This is a genomic window from Pseudomonas sp. NFXW11, assembly GCF_049887815.1.
Taxonomy (GTDB): Bacteria; Pseudomonadota; Gammaproteobacteria; order Pseudomonadales; family Pseudomonadaceae; genus Aquipseudomonas.
In genome coordinates this window covers 177,416-201,120 of sequence record NZ_JAGEKI010000009.1, presented here as the reverse complement: position 1 = coordinate 201,120, position 23,705 = coordinate 177,416, and the positions used below count along the sequence as shown (strand labels likewise).

At 65.0% G+C, this 23,705-nt stretch carries 24 protein-coding genes; 9 read left to right on the top strand and 15 right to left on the bottom strand.

The features are described from left to right. The first annotated feature begins 33 nt into the window (after positions 1-33). Positions 34-519 carry an acyl-CoA thioesterase gene (locus J4P02_RS16325; protein WP_426192020.1) on the top strand — a complete coding sequence of 162 codons (486 nt, stop codon included), beginning with the start codon at positions 34-36 and terminating at the stop codon, positions 517-519. 253 nt (positions 520-772) lie between these two features. After that, positions 773-2,173 (top strand): APC family permease, encoded by a 1,401-nt coding sequence (locus tag J4P02_RS16320; protein ID WP_426192018.1) that lies wholly within the window; start codon positions 773-775, stop codon positions 2,171-2,173. Between the two features lie 13 nt (positions 2,174-2,186). Here J4P02_RS16320 and pdxY read toward each other — a convergent pair whose 3' ends face one another. Further along, complete coding sequence (gene pdxY / locus J4P02_RS16315; protein WP_426192016.1) at positions 2,187-3,059, bottom strand: pyridoxal kinase PdxY; 873 nt, start codon at positions 3,057-3,059, stop codon at positions 2,187-2,189. Between the two features lie 117 nt (positions 3,060-3,176). Here pdxY and J4P02_RS16310 point away from each other — a divergent pair, with 117 nt between their 5' ends. Further along, a complete protein-coding gene (locus J4P02_RS16310; protein WP_426192014.1) occupies positions 3,177-3,569 on the top strand; it encodes a DUF3301 domain-containing protein in 393 nt (130 codons plus the stop codon). Between the two features lie 20 nt (positions 3,570-3,589). Here the strand turns inward: J4P02_RS16310 and J4P02_RS16305 are convergent, their stop codons facing one another. The 4 genes from J4P02_RS16305 to dksA form a co-directional block, all read right to left on the bottom strand. Further along, the gene (locus tag J4P02_RS16305) at positions 3,590-4,552 is read right to left on the bottom strand and encodes a CobW family GTP-binding protein (RefSeq protein WP_426192012.1); all 963 of its coding nucleotides are present in this window, start codon (positions 4,550-4,552) and stop codon (positions 3,590-3,592) included. Between the two features lie 104 nt (positions 4,553-4,656). After that, positions 4,657-5,364: a DUF1826 domain-containing protein gene (locus tag J4P02_RS16300; RefSeq protein WP_426192010.1), complete on the bottom strand. Its 708-nt coding sequence runs from the start codon at positions 5,362-5,364 to the stop codon at positions 4,657-4,659. Next, complete coding sequence (zigA, locus tag J4P02_RS16295; protein WP_426192008.1) at positions 5,364-6,572, bottom strand: zinc metallochaperone GTPase ZigA; 1,209 nt, start codon at positions 6,570-6,572, stop codon at positions 5,364-5,366. The genes J4P02_RS16300 and zigA overlap by 1 nt, the downstream gene beginning before the upstream one ends. Before the next feature lie 29 nt (positions 6,573-6,601). Next, positions 6,602-7,006, bottom strand: a complete 405-nt coding sequence (gene dksA, locus J4P02_RS16290) for an RNA polymerase-binding protein DksA (protein ID WP_426192006.1) — start codon at positions 7,004-7,006, stop codon at positions 6,602-6,604. A gap of 121 nt (positions 7,007-7,127) precedes the next feature. Here dksA and J4P02_RS16285 point away from each other — a divergent pair, with 121 nt between their 5' ends. Further along, the gene (locus J4P02_RS16285; protein ID WP_426192004.1) at positions 7,128-7,505 is read left to right on the top strand and encodes a glutamine synthetase; all 378 of its coding nucleotides are present in this window, start codon (positions 7,128-7,130) and stop codon (positions 7,503-7,505) included. Positions 7,506-7,515: 10 nt separating this feature from the next. Here J4P02_RS16285 and J4P02_RS16280 read toward each other — a convergent pair whose 3' ends face one another. After that, on the bottom strand, positions 7,516-8,736 hold the full coding sequence (locus tag J4P02_RS16280) for an N-acetylmuramoyl-L-alanine amidase (protein ID WP_426192002.1): 1,221 nt from the start codon (positions 8,734-8,736) through the stop codon (positions 7,516-7,518). 132 nt (positions 8,737-8,868) lie between these two features. Between J4P02_RS16280 and folE2 the strand changes: the two genes are divergently transcribed. From folE2 to J4P02_RS16260, 4 genes are all read left to right on the top strand, one after another. Continuing rightward, positions 8,869-9,762, top strand: a complete 894-nt coding sequence (gene folE2, locus J4P02_RS16275) for a GTP cyclohydrolase FolE2 (protein ID WP_426192000.1) — start codon at positions 8,869-8,871, stop codon at positions 9,760-9,762. Between the two features lie 64 nt (positions 9,763-9,826). Beyond that, the gene (hisI, locus tag J4P02_RS16270) at positions 9,827-10,270 is read left to right on the top strand and encodes a phosphoribosyl-AMP cyclohydrolase (protein WP_426191998.1); all 444 of its coding nucleotides are present in this window, start codon (positions 9,827-9,829) and stop codon (positions 10,268-10,270) included. Beyond that, positions 10,260-10,820, top strand: coding sequence for a DapH/DapD/GlmU-related protein (locus J4P02_RS16265; RefSeq protein WP_426191996.1), 561 nt, complete (start codon positions 10,260-10,262; stop codon positions 10,818-10,820). The genes hisI and J4P02_RS16265 overlap by 11 nt, the downstream gene beginning before the upstream one ends. A gap of 2 nt (positions 10,821-10,822) precedes the next feature. Then, entirely contained in the window at positions 10,823-12,157 is a 1,335-nt protein-coding gene (locus tag J4P02_RS16260) for a dihydroorotase (RefSeq protein ID WP_426191994.1), read from the top strand. A gap of 1 nt (position 12,158) precedes the next feature. Here J4P02_RS16260 and J4P02_RS16255 read toward each other — a convergent pair whose 3' ends face one another. Beyond that, positions 12,159-12,683, bottom strand: coding sequence for a DUF3617 domain-containing protein (locus J4P02_RS16255; RefSeq protein ID WP_426191992.1), 525 nt, complete (start codon positions 12,681-12,683; stop codon positions 12,159-12,161). A gap of 131 nt (positions 12,684-12,814) precedes the next feature. On the opposite strand from J4P02_RS16255, the gene cls reads away from it, so the two are divergent. Next, entirely contained in the window at positions 12,815-14,254 is a 1,440-nt protein-coding gene (gene cls, locus J4P02_RS16250; RefSeq protein WP_426191990.1) for a cardiolipin synthase, read from the top strand. 7 nt (positions 14,255-14,261) lie between these two features. On the opposite strand, the gene cfaB is transcribed toward cls, so the two are convergent. The 8 genes from cfaB to hflK (J4P02_RS16210) form a co-directional block, all read right to left on the bottom strand. Continuing rightward, positions 14,262-15,449, bottom strand: a complete 1,188-nt coding sequence (gene cfaB, locus J4P02_RS16245; RefSeq protein ID WP_426191988.1) for a C17 cyclopropane fatty acid synthase CfaB — start codon at positions 15,447-15,449, stop codon at positions 14,262-14,264. Positions 15,450-15,534: 85 nt separating this feature from the next. Continuing rightward, positions 15,535-16,323 (bottom strand): putative DNA-binding domain-containing protein, encoded by a 789-nt coding sequence (locus J4P02_RS16240; protein ID WP_426191986.1) that lies wholly within the window; start codon positions 16,321-16,323, stop codon positions 15,535-15,537. Continuing rightward, positions 16,314-17,159, bottom strand: a complete 846-nt coding sequence (locus tag J4P02_RS16235; RefSeq protein ID WP_426191984.1) for a DUF692 domain-containing protein — start codon at positions 17,157-17,159, stop codon at positions 16,314-16,316. Before J4P02_RS16235 ends, J4P02_RS16240 begins: the two co-directional genes overlap by 10 nt. Positions 17,160-17,224: 65 nt before the next feature. Then, positions 17,225-17,476 carry a membrane protein gene (locus tag J4P02_RS16230; RefSeq protein ID WP_011064355.1) on the bottom strand — a complete coding sequence of 84 codons (252 nt, stop codon included), beginning with the start codon at positions 17,474-17,476 and terminating at the stop codon, positions 17,225-17,227. A 140-nt stretch (positions 17,477-17,616) separates the two neighbouring features. Continuing rightward, positions 17,617-19,521, bottom strand: a complete 1,905-nt coding sequence (locus J4P02_RS16225; protein ID WP_426191982.1) for a heavy metal translocating P-type ATPase — start codon at positions 19,519-19,521, stop codon at positions 17,617-17,619. Continuing rightward, a complete protein-coding gene (hflK, locus tag J4P02_RS16220; protein ID WP_426191980.1) occupies positions 19,518-20,576 on the bottom strand; it encodes a protease modulator HflK in 1,059 nt (352 codons plus the stop codon). The genes J4P02_RS16225 and hflK (J4P02_RS16220) overlap by 4 nt, the downstream gene beginning before the upstream one ends. Continuing rightward, complete coding sequence (gene hflC, locus J4P02_RS16215) at positions 20,573-21,613, bottom strand: protease modulator HflC (RefSeq protein WP_426191978.1); 1,041 nt, start codon at positions 21,611-21,613, stop codon at positions 20,573-20,575. Before hflC ends, hflK (J4P02_RS16220) begins: the two co-directional genes overlap by 4 nt. Continuing rightward, positions 21,610-23,556, bottom strand: coding sequence for a protease modulator HflK (gene hflK, locus J4P02_RS16210; RefSeq protein ID WP_426191976.1), 1,947 nt, complete (start codon positions 23,554-23,556; stop codon positions 21,610-21,612). The genes hflC and hflK (J4P02_RS16210) overlap by 4 nt, the downstream gene beginning before the upstream one ends. Between the last annotated feature and the right edge of the window lie 149 nt (positions 23,557-23,705).

Below are 23,705 nucleotides of genomic sequence, written 5' to 3'. Positions count from 1 at the left end.
CAAGCAACCCCTGCCTTGAATCGTGAGTGCGCTATGGAACCCGGAAACGCCCAGCTGTCGATGACGGTACTGATGACCCCTGACATGGCCAATTTCTCTGGCAATGTCCACGGCGGCACCCTGCTCAAGTACCTCGATGAAGTCGCCTATGCCTGCGCCAGCCGCTACGCCGGCCGCTACGTGGTGACCCTGTCGGTGGATCAGGTGATCTTCCGCGAGCCGGTGCATGTCGGCGAGTTGGTGACCTTCCTGGCCTCGGTCAACTACACCGGCAACACCTCCATGGAAGTGGGCATCAAGGTGGTGACCGAGAATATCCGCGAGCGCTCGGTGCGCCATACCAACAGCTGCTTCTTCACCATGGTGGCCGTGGACGACCAGCGCAAACCGGCGCCGGTGCCGCCCCTGGAGCCCGAGACCGCCGACGGCAAGCGTCGTTACATCCAGGCCCAGCAACGCCGGCAGATCCGCCAGGAACTGGAAAAGCGCTACCAGGAAATCAAGGCCGACGCGCCTTGAGCCTCTCGCCAACCCGCTGATTCAGCCGGGCCACGGACGGCCCCCCAGTGACCCTCGCCCCCAAGCCTTTGCGCTTCCTCAACGCCTTTGCAGGCAGTCTTCTGCGGTCATCCCGATTGGCCAGATCCATCCCTTTTTGACCACTTAGAGAGTTATCCCCACCCGGCAGCGCTGCCAGAATCCTTGGGCACGGCACAAACGCACTCCCCTTACCGGGAGCCTTCGAGCCAACGAACGCGTGAGAACAATAACAATGCCCAGCGCCAACTCTGTGTCCCACAACCCCGCCCTCGCCTCCAGCGATTTCACCCACAGCGCCCAGGGCACCTCCCTGCGGCGAATTCTCGGCCTGCCGGCCCTGGTGTTCTTCGGCCTGGTGTACATGGTGCCGCTGACCATCTTCACCACCTATGGCGTGGTCACCCAAATCACCGGCGGACGCACTGCCGCTGCCTATGTGGTGACCTTGCTGGCGATGATCTTCACCGCGCTGTCCTACAGCGTGATGGTGCGCAAATACCCGATTGCCGGCTCGGCCTATTCCTACGCCAGCCTCAGCTTCGGCCCGAGCATCGGCTTTCTCGCCGGCTGGTCGCTGCTGCTGGATTACCTGTTCCTGCCGATGATCAATTACCTGGTGATCGGCCTGTTTCTCAACCTGGCCTTCCCCGCCGTACCGGCCTGGGTCTTTGTGCTGGCGACCATTGCCCTGGTGACCCTGCTGAACATTCGCGGCATCGGCTCGGTATCGGGCATGAGCAACCTGATCGTCTGCGCCCAGCTGGTGTTCGTGGTGGTGTTTGTCGCCCTGGTGATCCGCCAGCAGGCCCAGGCCCCGAGCCTGGACCTGGCCGCCCCCTGGATTGGCGACGGCAGCCAGCCCGGCCTGCTACCGCTGATGGCCGGCGCCGCAGTATTGTGCCTGTCGTTCCTGGGGTTCGACGCGGTGTCGACCCTGGCCGAGGAAACCCGCGAGCCACGCCGGGACATCCCCCGGGCCATCGTCATCACCACCCTGGGCGCCGGCCTGCTGTTCATTGTGTTGGCCATGGCCAGCCAGCTGGCCTTCCCCGGCAGCAGCTTCAAGGATGCCGACTCGGCGGCCAGCGAGGTGATGCTGCACGCCGGCGGGCGCTTCCTGGAGATGTTTTTCACCGCCGCCTATGTCGCCGGCGCCGCCGGCTCGGCGCTGGCCTCCCAGGCTTCGGTGTCGCGCATCCTCTACAGCATGGGCCGCGACGGCATCCTGCCGCAGCGGGTGTTCGGCAGCCTGTCGGCGCGCTACAAGACCCCGGTGATTGCCATTGTCCTGGTGTCGCTGGTGTCTTTGCTGGCGGTGGTGGTGGACCTGACCACCCTGGCCTCGATGATCAGTTTCGGTGCCCTGGTGGCGTTCTCGGTGGTCAACCTGGCGGTGATCAAGAGCCACCTGGGCCAGGGCCAGGGCCAGCCCCGCAGCACTGCACGGCTGCTGCAATACGGCCTGCTGCCGCTGATCGGCTTCGCCCTGATCGCCTGGCTCTGGACCAGCCTCTCGCTCCTGACCCTGGGCATTGGCCTGGCCTGGTTCGCCCTGGGCCTGGGCTACCTGGCGCTGCATACCCGGGGGTTCCGCCAGCCGGCGCCCCAGGTGCAGTTCTCGGAACAGGGCTGAGGCGCGGCGCCAATCAGAAGCCGATCGGCGTGGCCTCGAAGCGCACCCGCGGATGGGCGATCCGATCCTGGGCCCGTACCAGCTCCAGCTCGTAGCTGGCACAGGCCTGGGTTTCCAGCAGCACTTCATGCACCGCCGCAGCGGTGAACTCGAACGCCGCCAGTAGGCTGTCGCCCAGCAGCACCCGGGCCAGGAACAGGCCCGAAGTCAGGTCGCCCACCCCCACCGGCTGGCGCGGGAAGGCCAGCAGCGGGCGCCGCAGGTGCCAGCTGCCGTCGGCAGTCACCAGCAGCATCTCGAAGCCATCGGCCAGCTTGCCCGGGTAATCCAGGTGCTTGACCAGCACCGCCTTGGGGCCCTTGTCCAGCAGCGAACGGGCCATGCCCAGGCAGTCGAACAGCGACTGCGGCCGGCGTCCGCAGAAGCTGTCCAGCTCTAGCTGGTTGGGGCAGAGAAAGTCCGCCATGGCCAGCGCTTCGTCCAGCAGGAAATCACTGACTTCAGCCGGCACGCTGCAGCCCTTTTCCGGATGCCCCATCACTGGGTCGCACAGGTACAGGGCCTTGGGATTGACCGCCTTGATCCGCGCCACCCCGCTGAGAATCGCCCGGCCCTGGGCGGCGCTACCCAGGTAGCCGGAAAGCACCGCGTCGCAGTTGCCCAGCTCGCCGATGCTGGCGATGCCTTCCACCAGCTCGGGAATCTGCTGCGGCGCCAGCACGTCCCCGGCCCACTGGCCATACTGAGTGTGGTTGGAAAACTGTACGGTGTTCAGGGGCCAGACATTCACCCCAACCCGCTGCATGGGGAATACCGCGGCACTGTTGCCGGCGTGGCCAAAGACCACATGAGACTGGATCGCAAGCAGATGAGGCGTACGTTTCATGCAGGATTTTCCATAGAACCGGTGGAATTCAAGCCGCGCAGTATGCGACTAAACGCAGCCTGTACGACAGACCGGAGTCACAGTTAAGCTGATGCCACTTCGTTGGAGCAAACCTTCATGCTGACCCTTGGAAACATCTTTGTGCTGATGCTGCTGGCAACCGGCGCGGCCTGGCTTTGGCACAACCACGGCCTGCGCGAGCGCGCCCTGGAGCGGGTCAAGCAGCACTGCGCGCGGCTGGATATCGAGCTGCTGGACGGCAACGTGGCGCTCAAGCGCATCGGTTTCGTCAAGGATGCCAATGGTCGGCGGCGCCTGGCGCGAATCTACAACTTCGAATTCACCGTGACCGGCGAAACCCGTCACGCCGGCACCATCACCCAGTTCGGCGCCCACAGCGCGCAGATCGAGCTGGCGCCCTACCCGTTCGAAGCCAAGGAGCCGCTGCCCAGCGCCGAGGTGATCGAGCTGAGCCAATGGCGCGAGGAACATCGCAAGTGGCGGCAGTGAAAGGCAAAGGCTTGTCGCCCCTACAATCGACAGGCCGCAAGGCTGGCTTGCAGCGCGGCAATCTCTTGCGGGGCACTGAAGATCAATTCCAGGCGTGAATCCCGCCGCCACTCGCTGGGCAGCCAGTTGGGCGGCGAGTTGTCCAGGCCGTTGCCCGAGCGCCAGCCCTGGTCGCTGTGGATCACCAGCTTGGCCCGACGCCAGTCGAGGTTCTGCAACCAGTGCTCGACCCGGGCCAGATCGAATTGCTGGCTCGGGTGCCAGCGCCAGCCAATGCTCCAGCCGTCTTCCTGGGCCTGACTCAGGCAGATCGGCAGCGCCGGATCGCTCCAGACCGTCGCCAAGGGCGTTTGCCCCAGGGGAATATCCAACTGCTCCAGCGCCGCACCGGCGCACGCCTCCAGCCCCGGCAGTTCGGCCAGGGGCAAGGCGGCGTGGCGGGTCCAGAACAGCGGCAGGTCGGGCAGTTGCTCCAACACCCGCAGGCGATCGCTGTCGCTGAGCAATTCTTCCTTGTTCAATACCAACAGGCCAGCGCTAGCCAGGGCCTCCTGCTGGGCCTGGGGCAATGGCTTGCCGGCCGCCAGGGCCTGGGCGTCCAGCACCAGCACGCAAGGCTGCAGCGCCAGCACCCCTTGCCAGGGCGCGACACTCAACTGCTTGAGCAACTGCGCCGGGTGACCGAGGCCTGACGGTTCGATAAACAAGCGGTCCGGCCGGGCCTTGCGCAACAGGCGACCCAACCCCACCTGGAACGGCGCGCCATTCACGCAGCACAGGCAGCCACCGGCCACTTCGCCGAGGGCGATACCGTCTGCATCCCGGGTCAGCAGCGCCGCATCCAGGCCGATCTGGCCAAACTCGTTGATCAGCACCGCCCAGCGCTCATGGGCCGGGCGCTGTTCCAGCAGATGGCGGATCAGGCTGGTCTTGCCAGCACCCAGCGGGCCGGCAATCACGTGGGTAGGAATGTTCTGCAGCATGAAGGGATTTCCGCAACCTTGTGCGCCGATGCTACGCCCTCCCCGCCAAGGCGAAAACCGCCCCTGCAGAAACCAGGCATATGTGAAGGCGAACGGCCCGTGACTTATCCCAGCCAATCCAGGGTGAGAATCAACCGGCGCTCCCCCGGTGCCGGCTGCGGCGAACGGTGGATCACGCCGAACCCTTGGTTGCCATGCCATTTCTCGCCCTTGAACAGCGCCACCTCGCCGCTGCCGATCTGCTGGATCAGCGCCGCGCTGCGGGGTTCGGCCTCGGCCTGGCCCAGGCGCCGGCGGTCCATCACCCCTTCGCGCAACCACTGGCTGCCGATGCCGGCATAGGTGGTAATCAGGCGCACCGGTACATGGTCGACGTGAAAGCGCGGGCACATGGCCTTGTCCAGCACCCGCAGGCGCAAGCCCACGCGCTTGGCCCCCAGCAGGCAGGCAAAGGCGCTGACCAGCCAGGCCACATCGGCGATAAAGCCCTCGTAACCCTGCAAGTCGCTGTAGCCCGAGGCCAGGCCTCGCAGGTCGGGCTGCGAGTCTTCCTCGGGCAGTTCCAGGAACAGGGACTCGGCCAAGGGTTCGTTCAGCGACAGCAGCAACTCGGCAAAATCGGCGATGTGCACCGGCAACCGGCGCTGCCAGAGGCCGAGGTTGACCTCATCTTGCAGCACTTCGGCGAGTACCGCCGGGGTCGTGCCCAGGGCCTGGCGTCGAGACAGCAGCGGCGTCACAGTCGGCAGCAGCAGCCATTGGGCCGGTAGCGGATTGGCAAGGGGTATCACCGGCGAATTCAGGGTCAGCATCAGGCCGCCTCCTCTTCATGCCAGGGCCCGAAGGGGTCGTTCATCAGGCTCCAGCCTTCGACGCCAAGGGCCATTTCGTCGTCGTCCAGCAGGCACAGGTCGAGCTCGGCGCCGAGCCGGGCAAAGTCGATGTTCTGACCGATGAATACCAGCTCCTGGCGACAGTCGCCGCTGGCCGGGGTCCAGTTGTGCATGATCGCCGCGGTGCTTTCCTGATCCTCGGGCCAGTGCTGCTTGGGCACGAAACGCCACCAGCGACCGGCGAAGCCGTGACGCATCAAGCCGCCGGCCTGGGACCAACTGCCGGCCTCCTGATACTTACTGGCCAGCCAGAAGTAACCCTTGGAACGCAGCAGCTTGCCGTTGACCCAGGGCCGGTTGATGAAGTTGAAGAAACGCTGGGGATGAAAAGGCCGGCGCGCCCGGTAGGCGGTGGAAGCGATGCCGTACTCCTCGGTTTCCGGTACATGCTCGCCGCGCAGTTCCTGGAGCCAGCCCGGCGCCTGGGACGCGCGCTCGAAGTCGAAGCGGCCAGTGTTGAGAATCCGCTCCAGGGGCACCTGGCCCATGACCATGGGAATGATCTCGGCCTGGGCATTGAGCCGCGCCAGGATCGCCATCAGTTCTTCGCGCTCGGCGCTGCTGATCAGGTCGATCTTGCTGATCAGGATCACGTCGGCGAACTCCACCTGCTCGATCAGCAAGTCGGTGATCGAACGCTCGTCCTCCTCGCCCAGGGTTTCCCCCCGGGAGGCCAGGCTGTTCGCGGCCTGGTAATCGGCGAGGAAGTTCATGCCGTCGACCACGGTGACCATGGTGTCGAGCCGGGCGATGTCCGCCAGGCTCTGGCCCGACTCGTCGCGAAAGGTGAAGGTCTCGGCCACCGGCAGCGGCTCGGAAATACCGGTAGATTCGATCAGCAAGTAGTCGAAACGGCCGTCGCGAGCCAGCTTGCCGACTTCTTCCAGCAAGTCTTCGCGCAGGGTGCAGCAGATGCAGCCGTTGCTCATCTCCACCAGTTTCTCTTCGGCGCGATTGAGGCTGACATCGCGCTGCACTTCGCCGCCATCGATATTGATTTCACTCATATCGTTGACGATCACCGCCACCCGCAGCTGGTCGCGGTTGCGCAATACGTGGTTGAGCAGGGTGCTCTTGCCGGCGCCGAGAAAGCCGGACAGCACGGTAACGGGAAGACGCTCGGTCATGGGGGTTCCTCATCAGGTTCGGGGCTGGGTCAAAGCACCCGCAGGTGGCGTTCGCGCAGCTCTTGGCGTTCTTTGGCTTCGATACACAGGGTGGCGGTGGGACGCAGCAACAGGCGCTTGAGGCCGATTGGCTCGCCGGTGTCGCGGCACCAGCCGTATTCCCCCCGGGCCAGGCGCTCCAGGGCTTCGTCGATCTTGTCCAGCAGCTTCTTTTCCCGTTCCAGCAGGCGCAGTTGCCATTGCCGCTGCTCTTCGGCGCTGCCGATATCGGCGGGGTCGCTGTGGGGTTCCTGTTCGCGCAACTGGTCGAACTCAGCGGCGATGCGCTCCTGCAGCTCGCTGCGCTGGCTCAGCAGCAGTGCGCGGAAATAGCCCTGCTGGGCGTCATTCATGTAATGCGCCTGAGGTTCGGCGAGGAGCTCTTGTTCAGTCATGGCAAGTCACGAGTCGGGCGTTCACTTAATGTTATATTATAACAATGCAAATTAGCCAACACTCCCTTGCCGCCCACGACGAAGGGCGCGATGCTGAGCCCCTGCCGCCACGAGAACCGCCATGCGCCCCGTCCTGCCCACCCTGCTTTCGAGCCTTCTGCTGTTTGCCGGCCATGCCGCTGCCGCCATGCCCAGCACCCTGGCCACCTGCACCCGCAGCGCCACCTTGCTGGCCTGCGTCGATCCCCTGGGCAATGCCTACAGCGTCGCCACCGCCGGCAGCACCACTTACCTGCGGGGCTTTGAAGTGATCGGCAAACGCTATTGGGCGCAGACCAACAGCCGCTACGGGCAACTGACGTTCTTCACCGGGCTGGCCTCCGACGGCGAGGCCTGGGTGGGCTACAGCCAGCGCGTGGGCTGGACCACCCGCAACCGTTTCTCCAGCTCCGGCGGCAGCAGCGGCAAGTTCACTTGCAGCCGCATCAGCGGTTGCTAGCTCGCCACGCTTACGCCGGGCGGTTGTTTTTCGATTCCTGGAGCCAGGCCATGTAGCTGTTGGCCGGCGGATTTTTCTCGAAATAGCGCTGCAAGCCCTGGAACAGGCCGTCGGCAATCGCCTGTTGATGCCGCGCCGTCACCAGTCGCTGGCTGTCGCGGCTGTTGGAGATAAAGCCGGTTTCCACCAGGATCGACGGCACGTCCGGCGACTTGAGCACGGCAAAACCGGCCTGTTCCACGCGCTTCTGATGCAGGCTGGTGATCCCCGCCAGGCTGCCCAGGATGCTGCCTCCCAGTTGCAGGCTGGCGGCGATGGTGGCGTTCATCGACATATCCACAATCACCCCCGCCAGCATCGGGTCCTTGTCCTTGAGGTTGAGCAGGGTGCTAGCCCCCAACAGGTCGGCACCGTTTTCCCGCTGGGCCATCAGGCGCGCGGTGGCCGAGGTGGCGCCGCCTTCGGACAGGGCATACACCGAAGCCCCCGAAGCGGTGAGACGGGGCGCGGCGTCGGCATGCACCGAGATAAACATGTCGGCCTGGTGCTGGCGGGCAATCTCCACCCGCTTGCGCAGCGGCACGAAGAAGTCATCGTTGCGCACCAGCTTCACGCTGAAACCCTTCTCGCGCTTGAGACGCTTGGCCAGCAACTGGGCGATGGCCAGTACCACGTCCTTTTCCCGCTCGCCCCTGGCCCCCACCGCGCCCGGGTCCTTGCCACCGTGGCCGGGGTCCACCACCACCGTGATGTCGCGCTTGGGGTGCGGCTTGTTCGGGGCGCGCTCGGGCTGGGGCACGGCCGCAGCAGCCGCGATTTGCAGCGGCGCGTTGCCGGCGCGGCTCAGGTCCAGCACCAGGCGATGGCCCTGGCCTTGCTGGGGTGGCAATTGAAAGCTGTTGAGCTGCAGCGGCTCGTTCAGGTCGAGCACTATCCGGGTATCGCCCTGGCCGAAATGCCCGGAGCGGATCGAGTGAATCGGTGTATTGGCCAGGGGTAACCGGCTGAAGTCACCACTCAGGCGCGCGCCGCTCATGTCGATGATCAAGCGCTCCGGCGCACTCAGGGTGAAGGTCTTGTACTGCACCGGGCCACTCAGATCGAACACCAGCCGCAGCTTGTCGGCATCCTTCCACAGCCGCGCATTGCGGATCTGCACCGCATGAGCGCTCCAGGGCAACAACAGGGCCGTACCGGCCAACAGCAGGTTGAGCAATTGACGTCTGTGCATGGCAAATACCGCAGATAGGGGAGCGTCCGTACTCACAGGAACAGGTTGAAGAGGCGTTGCGGAAAAAGTGTTCACCGATTGAATTGTTATAATATAACATATTCAATTATTCCCCCAACGACGGACCTTTCCATGAACGCGCTGACTCTGCCGGATATCGCCGCGCAGGCCTCACGCCAAGCCTTGCCCCTGGAATGGGTGGGCATGTGCGGCATTGCCTTACCTGTTTTGCTCGATGGCCAGCGCATTGCCGCCAAAGCCGATGCCGGGGTCAGCCTCAACGACGGCGAAGCTCGGGGCATCCATATGTCGCGGCTGTACCTGGCCCTGGAAATGCTCGAACAGCAGAACCTCACCCCAGCGTTGCTGCGCCGCCTGCTGCAACGTTTTCTCGACAGCCACGAGGGCCTGGCCCACAACGCCTACCTGCGCCTGCACCTGGATCTGCTGCTCAAGCGCCCGGCGCTGGTCAGCCCCCTGGCCGGCTGGAAAAGCTATCCGCTGAGCATCGAAGCGCGGCTGAAAAACGCAATGTTCCACGTGGAACTAAAAATCCAGGTGCCTTATTCCTCGACCTGCCCTTGCTCGGCGGCACTATCGCGGCAATTGATACAGCAGCAATTTATCGAGGATTTCGCCGACCAGCCGCTGCAACACGCCGAGATTCTGGCCTGGCTGGGTTCGGCGCAAGGCATAGTCGCCACCCCTCACAGCCAGCGCAGCCACGCCGAACTGCACCTGCGCCTGGATGATTTTCTCGATGAGTTGCCGCTGATCGCGGTGATCGACGATGCGGAAAACGCCCTGGGCACCGCAGTGCAAACCGCGGTTAAACGCGCCGATGAGCAGGCCTTCGCCTTGGCCAACGGGCAGAACCTGATGTTCTGCGAAGACGCCGCGCGCCGCCTGAATCTGGCCCTGCGCCGCTCCCCCGGAATCAATGCCTGCCAACTGCGGGTGGTGCATGCCGAAAGCCTGCACGCCCATGATGCCGTGGCCCACAGTCAGTGGAACTGGGAGAGCTGATGATCGGTTGCCAGGGTTTGCGCTGGCTGCACGCCAGCGGCCTGTACCAGGCTCTGAACCAGCCATGAGCGAAGGTCCGCCCCTGTCGCTGCTGGATCTGGAAGGCGCGCCCCTGGGCAGCCGCTGGCCTTTGACCGCAGTACTCGACGCCCTGCCCTGGAACAGCGACGGGTTAATTGCCGCCATCGCCCAGCAACACTCCAGCGGCGAAGTGCTGATGCTGGCCTGGATGAACCGCCAGGCCCTGGCCGTCACCCTGGATAGCGGCCAGGTGTGCTACTGGTCGCGCTCGCGCCAATGCCTGTGGCGCAAGGGTGAAAGCTCCGGGCATCGGCAGCGGCTGATCGAGGCCCGACTGGATTGCGACGGCGATGCCCTGTTGCTGCTGGTGGAGCAACAGGGCCCCGCCTGCCACACCGGTCGCCCCAACTGTTTCTACAACGCCATCCGCGATGGCGCGGTGGAAGTCATCAGTTCCCCCATGAAGGACACCCGCCATGATCCGTAAGAACCCCTCCGGCGACCTGCCGGTCATCGCCGAATCCGCCTATGTCGACAAGACCGCCATCATCTGCGGCAAGGTGGTGATCGGCGACAACGTCTTCGTCGGTCCCTACGCGGTAATCCGCGCCGACGAGGTGGACGCCAGCGGCCAGATGGAGCCCATCACCATCGGTGCCAATTCCAATATCCAGGATGGCGTGGTGATCCACTCCAAATCCGGCGCGGCAGTGACCATCGGCCAGCACACCTCCATCGCCCACCGCTCCATCGTCCACGGCCCCTGCGTGGTCGGCGACCGGGTGTTCATCGGTTTCAACAGCGTGCTGTTCAACTGCGTGGTGGGCGACGGCAGCGTGGTGCGGCACAACTCGGTGGTGGACGGCCGCGATCTGCCCCAGGGGTTCTACGTGCCCTCCACCACCCGCATCGGCCCCAAGACCGACCTCGGGCAATTCCCGCCGGTGAGCATCAGCGCCTCGGAATTCTCCGAAGACGTGGCCCGCACCAATATCGATCTGGTGCGCGGCTACAAGGCCCTGCAGAACGAGTTCTGAACATGAGCCGAATCCTTATCCGCAATGCCCGGCTGGTCAATGAAGGACGGGAAATGGACGCCGACCTGCTGGTGCGGCATGGCCGAATCGACAGCATCGGCAGCCTCGACCACCTCAGCGCCGAGGTGGAGATCGACGCCCAGGGCCAATGGCTGCTGCCGGGAATGATCGACGACCAGGTGCATTTTCGTGACCCCGGCGCACCGGACAAAGGCAGCATTCACAGTGAATCGCGGGCGGCCGTGGCAGGTGGCATCACCAGCTTCATGGACATGCCCAACACCTCGCCGGCAACCCTGACCCTGGACGCCCTGGAGGCGAAGAAACGTCGCGCGGCGGCAACCTCGGTGGCCAACTACGGGTTTCACTTCGGCGTCAGCAACCACAACCTGGATACGGTTGCCGCCCTCGACCCGAGCACGGTGGCCGGGGTGAAAGTCTTTATGGGGGCCTCCACCGGCAATATGCTGGTGGACGATCCGCGGGTGCTGGAGCGGCTGTTTCGCCAGATGCCGACCCTCCTCCTCGCCCACTGCGAACACACCCCGAGCATCCAGCTCCAGCAACAGCGCTGGCAGCAGCTCTATGGCGAACAGATTCCCGCCGCCGCCCACCCGCGCATCCGCGATGCCGAGGCCTGTTATCGCTCATCGTCCCTGGCGGTGGAACTGGCTCGGCGCCATGGCACGCGCCTGCATGTGCTGCACCTGACCAGCGCTCGGGAACTGGCGCTGTTCGAAGACCGGCCACTGGCCGAGAAACGCATCACCGCCGAAGTCTGCCTGCATCACCTGTTGTTCGATGACCGCGACTATTCACGCCTCGGCCACCTGATCAAATGCAATCCGGCGATCAAGACCCAGGCCGACCGCGATGCTCTGCGCCAGGCCCTCAACAGCCATCGCCTGGACGTCATCGGCAGCGATCACGCGCCCCACACCTGGGAGCAGAAGCAGCAGCCCTATACCCGTGCGCCTGCCGGCCTGCCCCTGGTGCAGCACGCCTTGCCGGCGCTGCTGGAACTGGTGGCGGACGGGCTTTTGCCACTGACCACCCTGGTGGCCAAGACCAGCCACCGGGTGGCCGACCTGTTCGCCATCCCCGACCGTGGCTACCTGCGCGAAGGCTACTGGGCCGACCTGGTGCTGATCCGCCCCGAGCCCCAGGGGCTGGCCGTGGACAGCCAGCCGATCCTCGCCCATTGCGGTTGGACGCCGTTCGCCGGGCAACGCCTGCGCCATAGCGTGGCCACCACCCTGGTGTCGGGCCAGCTGGCCTGGCACCAGGGGCGCCTCTATCCGCAGTGCCAGGGGTTGCCCTTGCGCTTTACACGCTAGTTCAGGACGCCCGTGGCTTGACCGTGCCGCAGTCCTGGCCGAGCCACACCGCACGGGTGTCCATGCTGCCCTTCTGCTGCATGCCGGTGATATTGAAGGTGCCCAGCACATTGGTGGTGAACTCGCGGTCACTGACGAACTTGGCCACGCCATTGCCCTGGGCCTTGGGGCAACTGAAGCGGAATTTCCACTGGTTGCCGTTGCGTTCGGTGATCTGCTGCTGGCAACCCGATTGCGGGTCTTGCAGGGGAATGGTGTCGGACTTCACCTGCTCTGGCGTCAGGCAAACCCGGATGCCCTTGCCGCCCATGGTCACGCCCTGCTTCTCCAGCATGGCCCGTTGCTGCGGGGTCATCTGCTGCTGCAACTGGCCGAGGATCAGCGACAGGTCCGGCATGTTCTGGTCATCGACCTTCATATTGCTGCTGGTCAGTTCCCACAAACCCGGCTGCAGCATCTGCGCCTGTGCAACCAGTGGCACTGCCAATCCGGCCGCCAGGGCCCAACCCAGTAAACGAAGTTTCATCGAATGACTCCTAGACAATAGTGGCCGTTAGACTTCGGCCAGGGCACGGCGTTGCATGCAGAATAAAATAGCGACATTCGCTGTGGAACATGGTCTGTTAGGCATTGAATCTTCAGGAGCACGACTGCCCCATGGATTATTTTGGCCCGCACCCCTTTGGATATCTCATCGCGCTGCTGCACCTGCTTGGGCTGATCGCCGCCATCCATGCAGTGTTCACCGTGCGCACCGCCCAAGGCGCCATCGCCTGGGCCCTGTCGTTGATGTTCATCCCCTACCTGACGCTGATTCCCTACCTGGTGTTCGGTCGCAGCACCTTCGATGCCTATATCCAGGCGCGGCGCCAGGCCAACCTGGAAATGCACAAGGCCATCAGCGCCCTGAACTGGCGTCCCTGGGTCGAGGAAGCGCTCACCGCCCGGGCATCCCAGGCCTATGCCGCATTGCGGGCCATGCCCAAGCTCGGGCGCATGCCGTGCCTGGCCAATAATCAGGTACGCCTGTTGATCAACGGCGACGCCACGTTCGAGGCGATCTTCAATGCCATCCGCCGCGCGCACAAGGCGGTGCTGATCCAGTTCTTCATCATTCACGACGACGAACTGGGCCGACGCCTGCAACGTCTGTTGCTGCAGAAAGCCGCCGAGGGCGTGGAGATCCACCTGCTGTATGACCGCATCGGCAGCCACTCGCTGCCCGCCAGTTATGTGCAGCCACTGCGCGACGCCGGGGTCCAGGTGCACGCCTTCGCCACCCGCAGCGGTTGGCTCAACCGCTTCCAGGTGAACTTCCGCAACCACCGCAAGATCGTGGTGGTGGACGGCATGCTGGGTTTTGTCGGCGGGCACAACGTCGGCGACGAATACCTGGGCATGAAACCGCCCCTGACGCCCTGGCGCGACACCCATATCCAGGTCAGCGGCCCGGTGGTGGCCTGCCTGCAGGAATCTTTCGCCGAAGACTGGTTCTGGGCCGCGCGGCAATTGCCACCGTTGATCCTCCCCGACACCTACCCCGATGGCGGCGTGCTCTGCCAGCTGCTTGCCAGCGGCCCGGCGGATGCCTACGAAACCTGCTCGCTGTTCTTTGTCGAGGCCATCCATGCCGCCACCGAGCGGGTGTGGATCACCAGCCCCTACTTCATCCCCGACGAAGCGGTGTTTGCCGCGTTGCGCCTGGCGGTACTGCGGGATGTGGATGTGCGCATCCTGCTGCCGTCACGCCCGGACCATCGCATTGTCTACGCCGCCTCCAGCCTGTTCGCCTTCGAGGCGGTGCGCGCCGGGGTCCGGGTGTTCCGCTATCAGCCCGGGTTCCTGCACCAGAAGGTGGTGCTGATCGACAACGAGATCAGCGCCATCGGCAGCGCCAACCTGGACAACCGCTCGTTCCGGCTGAATTTCGAAGTGATGTTGCTGACCGTGGACGACGACTTCGCCACCGAGGTCGAGCAGATGCTTGAGGCCGACTTCGCCAGGGCCCGGGAAGTGGCACGGGAAGACAGCCGCCAGACCCACCGCCTGCAACAACTGGGCATGCGGGTCGCGCGGCTGATTTCACCGATTCTGTGATGGCTGTTTACGGTAGATAGAGATCGTCGCGGGTCCAGGGCAACTCATGACTACCATCGGCATGCGCCTTGACCGCAAGAATCTGATGCAGGTTGATCCAGCCCTTGGCGAAGGCATAGGCGCAGCCGGCCAGGTACAGCCGCCAGATGCGCAGCGCCTGCTCCGGCACCTGCTTGGCGGCAGCCTCCAGATTGTCTTCCAGGCGTTCGCTCCAGTGATCCAGGGTGCGCGCGTAATGCAGGCGCAGGCTTTCCACATCGACGATTTCCAGCCCGGCTTCGCTGATCTGCGCCGAGATCATCGACAGGTGCGGCAACTCGCCATTGGGGAACACATAACGCTCGATGAAATCCCCGGCGCCCCGCCCCACCGGGCGACCATCGATATGCTTGGCGGTGATCCCGTGGTTCATCACCAGCCCGCCCTCGCGCACCGCATTGAACAGGGTCCGGCAATACTGCGGCAGGTTGGCGTGGCCCACATGCTCGAACATGCCAACGCTGACCACCTTGTCGAAACGGCCATCCTGGGGCAGGTCGCGATAGTCCAGCAGTTGCAGCTCCACCAAGTCATCCAGGCCCTCGGCGCTGACTCGCTCACGCGCCAGGGCCAGTTGCTCCTTGCTCAGGGTGATACCGAACACCTTGGCGCCGAACTCGCGGGCGGCATAGCGCGCCAGCCCGCCCCAGCCGCAACCCACATCCAGCAGGTAATCCCCCGGTTGCAGGCGCAGCTTGCGGCACAGATGGCGGAACTTGGCTTGCTGGGCCTGTTCCAGGGATTCGCTGCCGGTCTCGAAATAGGCACAGGAATAGGCCATGTCGCTGTCCAGCCACAGCTGATAGAAGGCGTTGGACAGGTCGTAGTGATAGGAAATGGCGGCAGCGTCGGTGGCCTTGTCGTGCAGTGAACGCACCGGCTGATCGTCGTCATCCTCGTTGAGCAGGGCCTGGCTGAGTTCGTCACAAACCCGGATCACCTCGCTGATGGAGCCTTCCAGCTCCAGCTTGCCTTCGACAAAGGCGCCCCCCAAGGCGTCCAGGCTGGGATGCGTGAATTGGGCGACCAATTGCGGGTCCTTGACCACTATGGTGACGTTGGGCTCCGGGCCCAGATTGATTTCGTGGCCGTCCCAGAGCCGCAGGCGCAAGGGCAATTGCAGATTCTGTAAGGCCGGTGGAAGTTGCACGAGCATGGAAAATCCCCCTTGTTTCAGACGTCTGAAAATGAGGGTAGACCATCCCTGAAAATTAGCAGGCTATCGATCTGATAGCGGCCGTCTATGACAGGTCATGCACAACCAGGCCATCCTCGACCCACTGTTTCAGCCAGGTCACCGCCTGCAACGGAGCCCCCTCGGCATAAGTGACGGCCAGTTCGGCGCAGAGTTCCGCGAAATTCCAGCGCGCCTCGATCATGCCCTTCAAGGCCTGGGCTTCCTCGACCGGCAGGCTGCGATAACGGCACACCCGCTCCGCGCGCCACACCAGGCAAACCTGTTGCTGATCGAGCAAGGCACTGTCGGGAAACGCCGCCTGATCCTTGACCGCACGCCACTGCGCCACGCTGTTGTAGCGACAGTCGAGCCACTGCACACAGGGCGCCAGGCGCAGTTGCAGCGCCGGCCATTGCTCGGCGTCCAGCCCGGCCATGGCAGCCACCGTCAACACCTGGGCTTCGGCCGCATCGAAGGCCAGGGTGAAGGCCCATTCCAGCCGCGCCAGTTCCGCCAGGGGCGCGCCCTGCTCCGGCACCAGATGGCCCTGGATAAACTCGGCGAAGCCCTGCCCCAACCAGCGCAGGCTGAAATGCCGGGACGGGCACTGGCGTAGATAGGCACCCGCCAGTGCCTGGAACTCGGCATCGCCCAGCCAGTGCCAGATCACCGGGAAGTCGCTGCCCATGACCTCCTGCAGTCGCGCCATATAGGCGTTGTGATAGATCGCCAGGCCGGTCTCGACATCCAGGGTCGGGCCACCGATCAGGCTGTCGCCCAGAACGGCGCCGGCCTGGGCCTGTTCGCCCAACAGATAGGCCTCAAACGCCAGTTGCCAGTCATTCAGGCGCATTGCTGCCTCCCGGCCAAGGTCTGGTGGCCCAGTTCACGGGCCTTGTGCAGTTCGGCCAGCAGCTCCTCCAGGGGCGGAAAATGATCGTCGCGCTCCAGCAGGGTCGCCACCGGCCCCAGGTGTTCCAGGGTGCGTTGATACAGCGCCCAGACCGGATCGCACACCGGATGATCGTGGGTGTCGATCACGTAGTCGCCGTAGTCCTGGTGACCGGCCAGGTGCAGTTGCCGCACGCGATGCGCCGGCAGAGCTTGGATAAAGTGCCAGGGATCGAAACCATGGTTGCGCGAGCTGACATAGACATTGTTCACATCCAGCAGCAGCTCGCAGCCGCTGAGTTGGCTCAAGGCGGCGAGAAACTCCCACTCGCTGAATTCGTCGGCCGCCGCCCGCACATAGCTGGAGACGTTCTCCAGCACCAGCGGGCGCTCGAGGATTTCCTGCACCTGACGCACCCGGCCGGCCACGTACTCCAGGCTTTCCTCGGTATAGGGCAGCGGCAGCAGGTCGTGCAATTGATGGGCGTTGCCCCGGCTCCAGCACAGGTGGTCGGAGATCCAGGCCGGGTGTACCCGCTTGGCCAATTGCTTGAGCTGTTGCAGGTAGTCCCGGTCCAGGGCATGGGGACCGCCGATGGACAGCGACACCCCGTGCATCACGATCGGGTAGCGCTCGGCGATGGCGTCCAGGTAATACAAAGCCTTGCCGCCCTGCACCATGAAGTTCTCCGACACCACTTCGAACCAGTCCACATCCGGAGCTTGATCGAGAATCTGCTGGTAGTAGGCGCTGCGCAAACCCAGGCCATAGCCCAGGCTTGAAGACAATTCAGACATCACGAACTCCTTGGCAAGTGGCCGCAGTGGTTGCCAACCCCACTGCGGCAGCACTCGATCGCCGCTTACTCGCCGACTTTGCCGCCCGCTTTGTCGCACGCGGCCTGGGTCATGGCCTTGAAGCCCTGGCCTTTGCAGGCGCCCATGCCTTTGCAGGCGTGGTCCTTGGTCTTGCAGTCGTTCTGGCCTTTGCAGGCGTTGACGCCGTAGCAGTGCACCTGGGCATCGGCAGCCGACGCTTGAGTCACGACACCGGCAAACAGAGTGGCGGCAGCGAAGGCCAGGGCAGCGCCGGCAGCGGTTTTCTTCATGTTCATTTTTTATTCCTCAATAGTCGCAGGGGGTCGGCGGGTGCTTGTGCAAGCCCGTCATAGCACTAGAGAGAAGCGCCACCCCGGCGTTACAGCCGGGATGAAAAAAACTGAAAAATAAATACCCCGCCGAACAACCGACCCGGCTACAGCTTGAGCAGCGGTTCCTGGAAACGCAGCAGGCGCCCGGCATTGCCCAGCACCAGCAAGGTGCTGAGGTTGTGCAGCAGCGCCGCGATCATCGCCCCCGCAGCCCCCAGCCAGCCGAACGCGGCAAAGGCGACTATGGCCAGGGTCCAGCCCAGGCCGATGATCACATTCACCTGCAAGGTGCGCCGGCATTCACGGCTCAGGCGCACGCAGGTGCCAAGGCGGCGCAGGTCGCTGCCGATCAGCACCACATCGGCCGAAGCCAGGGCGATATCCGCACCACCGGCGCCCATGGCCACCCCCACTACCCCGGCCTTGAGCGCCAGGGAATCGTTGATGCCGTCGCCCACCACCAGCGGCCGGAAACCCTTGTCGATTTCGCTCAGCACCCGTTCGAGCTTGTCCTGGGGCAAGGCCTGGGCCTCGACATCGCGGATGCCCACTTGCGCCGCCAAGCTGTCGGCCACGCTCTGGCGGTCGCCGGTCAGCAGCAGTTGGCGCCCCAGGCCCAGCTCGCGCAGTTCAGTGAGTGCTAGCCCGGCCTCGGGCTTGACGCTGTCGGCCAGCAGCAGCCAGCCCAGAAACTCGCCATTGAGCGCCAGCCCGGCAATCGGCCCGTCATGCTCCGGCACCGGGGTGCTGGCAATGCCCAACTGCACGAACAGCTCTGGTCGTCCCAGCGCCGCTTCGCCTTCGGCGGTGCCTGCCACTACACCCAGGCCCTGACGTTCATGGATATCGCCCAGGGCCCACTGCTGTTCCTGAGGCACCAGCCCGGCCAGTGCCCGACTCACCGGGTGGCTGCTGGCCGAACCCAGGCTGGCGGCCAGAGCGAGCATGGCGCGCTGATCTTCTTGCTCAGTGTCGATGGATTGCAGACGCAAGGTGCCGTAAGTCAGGGTGCCGGTCTTGTCCACCACCAGCGAGGTCAGGTCGGCCAACTCTTCGAGGAACGCCGAGCTGCGAATCAGGATGCCGTGGCGCGCCGCCACGGCAATTCCGGCAATCGCCGTGGCCGGCGCCGACAGCACCAGGGCACACGGACACGCCGCCACCAGCACCGCAAGCATGGCCTGGGCATCGTTGGTAATGAACCAGGTCACCGCCGCCAGCAGCAGCACCAGCACCAGGTAACTGCCTGCGTAGCGCTCCAGCAAACGGGTGATCGGTGGCTTGGCGCGTTCGGCGCTCTGCATCAGGGCAATCACCTTGCCCAGGGTCGACTCCTCGCCGGTGCGGGTCACTTGCAGGCGCAACAGACCGTCGAGGTTGATCGCCCCGCCATAGACCTGGGTACCGACGCTGGCTTCCAGAGGCACCGACTCGCCGGTGATCGGCGCAGTGTCCAGGCTCGCCTGGCCGGACAGCACCACACCGTCGGCCGGCACTCGGTCACCGGCGCGCACCTCCACCCAGTCCCCGGCCTTGAGGCTGGCGTTATCCACTTCCTGCACGCTGCCATCGGCCAGGACCCGGCGCGCCTGACTGCGGGTCAAGCGCCCCAGGGCATCGATGGCTTCCTGGCTGCCGATCACGCTGCGCTCTTCCAGCACATGGCCGAAGATCATGATCACCGGCAGCAAGGCGGCGGTCAGCAGATCACCCGTGGCCCAGGCGCCAAGCATGGCCAGGGCGATCAGTTGATCGGTGATGCCGTGCAGGCTGGGATAACGCAGGCTGAACCAGGCCGAACGCATCACCGGCAAGGCCACCAGCAACGAGGCCACACCCAGCAGAAGCTGGCTCACGCCCTCCTGCTCCGGTGCCAGCCAGCGCCATGCCAGGCCCAGGCCGAGCAAGCCCAGGGCGAGCATGGCCAGGGTCAACTGGCGTGCGGCGCTGCGCTGTTCGGTCGAGGTCAGCATGCTGGCGGCGGCCGGCCCATGGCTACAAGCACTCATTGTTCAGCTCCCTGGATGATCAGGCGGGAATCGTCTTTGGGGTCGACCGTGGTCACTGAGCCGGCCTGCCCGAGAACCTTCGGCAAGCGCTCGCGGTAGATACGCAGGAGCATTTCCGGGTCGCTGCCGTTGCGTTGCGCCTCGGCCAGGCTCTGCACCGTGGCGGTCTGGGCGCGAGCCAGGGCCAGGCGTTCACTGGCCTGGGCATGGGCCACTTGCAGGCTGTGGTCGGCCTGCTGGTTGGCGCCCTGGGTCAGCTTCTCGGCGTCGGTGCGGGCATTGGCCACGGCCTTGTCGGCTTGCTGGCTGGCGGTCAGCACTGCGTTGAAGGCACTCACCGCCGGGCCAGGCAGGCTCGACTGCACATCCACCCGGGTCACCTCCACGCCAATGCCCTGGCCGCTGGCGGTCAATTGGGCCAGGCGCTGGTTGATGCTTTGCAGCAAGTCGCCACGCAGGCGTTCGCGGCGCTCGGCGGCCTGCTTGTCACTGCCGAGCAATTCCGGGCGCGCCACCAGAATGGTGTCCAGGTCCCGAGCCGCGGTCAGGGCCACGGCACTGCGGGTCACCAGGCGGTCGAGGGCCGGCAGCACATGCTCGCCCTGCAACACATAGGCGTAGGGCTCGCTGACCTTGTAGAACACCCGCACATCCAGTTGCACCACCCCGGCGTCGCCGGTCAGCAGGTAACCCGATCCGGCCAGGGCATCGCTCAAGGGCGTGGCCAGAGTCGCCACCCGGTCGCCCTCCACCGCCGCATCAGAGCGCAGCAAGCCTTCTATCCGCCGCTCCAGTACCCGGTCGGCAGCGGGCAACAACACCACCTGTTCGAAAGGCCGCGGCCAGGCCAGCAGCAAGCCGGCATTCTGCACCCGCTGCAAGGCACCAAAGTGCAGGACCAGGGCGCGATTCTGCGGATCGATCTGCCGCACATTGGACAAAGCCCAGGCCAGGGCGGCCAGTACCGTCACGCCATACAGGGCGATAAAGGCCAGGCGTCCGGCCTGAATCCACGGGCTGCTCAGCTCATTTGTTCCACGTGGAACCTTGTTCATGGCTGCGATCCGGGCGCTTTGTTCGGCAGGCTCGGCGGGCCATCCACCAGCACCCGGAACGGCGCCGCATCGGTGCGCAGGATCAGCTTGGTGCCCGGGGTGACCACGGTACCCAGGGTGTCCAGCGAGCGCAGCAGGTTATACAGCTGCGGCGAGCTGGCGTAGGCGCGACCGTAGATCTGCGCCGCTTCGACCCGGGATTGCGCTTCTATATCCGCGGCCTTGACCCTGGCGTCAGCCTGGACGATCCGCGCATCGCGCTCGGCGGCGGAACGGATCTGCGCCGCCTCGCGCTTGCCGATGGCGGTGCGTTCGGTGGCGATGGTTTCGCGTTCGGCGCGCATGCGGTCGACGGTGGCGGTCAGGGTCACCGAGGGCAAGGTCAGGCGTTCCACCCCCACTTGCACCACTTGCACGCCATAGGTGGAGAGCAATGGCTGTTCGATCTGCTTGCGCAACTGCGCTTCAAAATCGGCAATCCGCACCTTGTCCCCATCGGTGTTCACCAGGTTGGCCAGATCGAAACTGCTGGCGGTGGTTTCCAGGGCCGAGCCAACGAAGGTGCGAATCTGCCGCGCCGCTTCATCGGGCTGGTTCTGTACCGCGCGCATAAAGCGCTGCACGTTGCCCCCATCGCCCTGCACCCGCCAAGCCACATAGGCCTGGACAATGATCCGCAAACCGTCGCGGGTGCCCACATCCTGCAGGCCGCTGGAGGTGGTGCGCAGACGCAGGTCCACCGGAATCGCCGCTTCGAAAGGTGCCGGCCAGCGCCAGCTCAAGCCCGGCTCCAGCAACACCCGCGCCGGGTTGCCGAAACGGGTGATCACCGTGGCTTCGCCGGAACGCACCTGCACCAGGCTCGCCGCGGCCACGGCGAACAGCACCAGCAGCAGGGCCCAGCCCATGCGCCGCCAGGGGAAAGGCCCGGCCTCGGCCGGCGCGCCATGGTGATGGTGGTGATGCCCGTGATGGTGATGAGCATGACTGTGGTCATGGGCAGGTGGGTGGCTGTGGCTATGGGCAGACTGGCTCAATGGACGGCTCCTGGCTGAGCGGCTTTAGGCGACGCCGCAGGGTCGGCCGGCAAGGTGAAGGTACGCAGATCGAGGGTCGGCGCACTGTCGCCCCCCAGACGATGATCAAGAATCAGCAAGCGGGCCTGGCTCAAGCCCTGGCTCAACTGGCTCAGGTACTGCTCCAGCACAAAGGCCTGCCCGGCAGTGGCATAGGCGCGCTGCTCGGCGGCAAACCGCAGGTTGGCGGCCTGGGCTGTGGCCTGGGTTTCCCGCGCGTCGGCGCGGGCCTGGTCGTCGGCCACGCTGGCCTGCAACTGCGCCTGGTTGGTCTGCTCGGCGGCGGCGCCGCGCTCCCGGGCGATCAGCGCCTGGGCGGCGATCTGCGCAGCCTGCACCCCGTGATAGGCATTGGCCGCCCCTGCCGGAGGATGAATGGCCTCGACCACGGTGGCGAGAATCTCCACGCCGCTGTCGAGCCGCGCCAGGTCGGCCTGCACTGCCCGGCCGATATCGTCCGCCAGGCGCGTGCGGTCTGCGCCCAGCAAACCGTCCAGGGTGCGGGCGGCAAAGTCGTGTACCAGCACCCGGCTGGCGGTGCTGCGAATCAGGGTCGGCACATCGTTGCTGTTGTAGGTCGCGGCCAGGGCGGCCGCATCGTCCAGGCCGATGCGATAGACGAAACGCACGTCCATATTGACGATCTGCAAGCTCTGCTGCTGGCCGCTGCCACTGGCGATCACCTGGGACTTGTCATTCACATGGCTGGCGTCCCACAACCGGTTGGCGATGGCAGGCGGCGGGCCTTCGGCCGCGGCCGGCTGCAGCACTGGCGGCGTATCGCCGACGCTGGTGGCCAGCTCATGCACCACGCCGTTTTCCAGGGTGATCACCCGCCCCAGGGGCCAAGGCAGGCCCAGGTGCAAGCCAGGACCGAAGACCGTCACCGGCTTGCCGAAACGCTCATAAATACCGCGACTCTGCATGGATAACTCATGAACCCCGGTCAACAGCCAGCCAATAAACAGCACCAGGGCCAGAATCGGCAGGAATGCCCGGCGCATATAGGCGAAGGCCCAGATCTGCCGCAGATCGATGCCGAAACGGTTGTGCAATTCATGTTGCAGGCTGAGCAACGGCTGCGGCGGCCAGCGCAGCATATCGGCGATAAAACTGTGGGCCAGCAGCCGCGGTTCCAGCTGTTCGCGCCGTGGACTGAACAGCGACAGCAGCGCCCGCAGCAGCAACTCGGCGGCCACCAGCATCGGCAACAGCCCGATCAACACCGCCAGGCGCACCGGCCACAGCGCCTCGGCACTGCTGAACAACAGGCACAGGGCGCTGCCCAGCAGGCACAGAATGGCCACCCGCAACAGCTGCGCCAGGGCTCCGGCTTCCGGCCATTGGGCGGCGGATTCCTGGGCCAGCCGGCGTTCCAGCACCAACAGGGCAAAGGCCAGCAACAGGGCCAATACCGCGGCAACGCTGGCGCTCAGGCCCAGGGCACTGGCAGGCAGCGCCAGGTTGAACACCTGCAGCGCGCTGTAGAGGATCAGCAGCGACCAGCCGGCCAGCCACAGGGTGGGCGCGCCGATCTGCTGCAACAACCGGCGCCAGCGCTGCATCACCAGCGCCGAGAGCCCTGTGGGGGGCGGCTCCTCGGTTTGCGCCAGTGCCTCGGGCGGCGCAGGGTTGATCGCCTCCTCGCGCCAGCGGCTGACCCAGCAGGCCGACTGCAGGCCCGCCACCGCCACCAGCAAGGCGCAGGACAGGTTCACCAGCACCACCGGCCAGAGGGTCAGCGCGGCGAACAGATCGACAAATACCGCCGACACCAGCCCCAGCACCGCCAGGCCAAGCAACACCCGGCCCCAGCGCTGCAACCCCGAGGCGTGCACCGCGGCCTGCTGAAAACGTGGCAAGGCCGGCACTTCGGCCGCTTGCGTGTGTAGATCGACTTGCATACCACCCCGCCGCTCTGGTCCGGCCCTGTGGATCATTTCCGCGGCCGAAGAAAACCGAAATAATTCGTTACTGTATAACGAAGCGAGTGAAATTTTTGTCGCTCGCCATGCCTTTTCATCTATTGCGTACGTCGTAGACGAAGAAACGG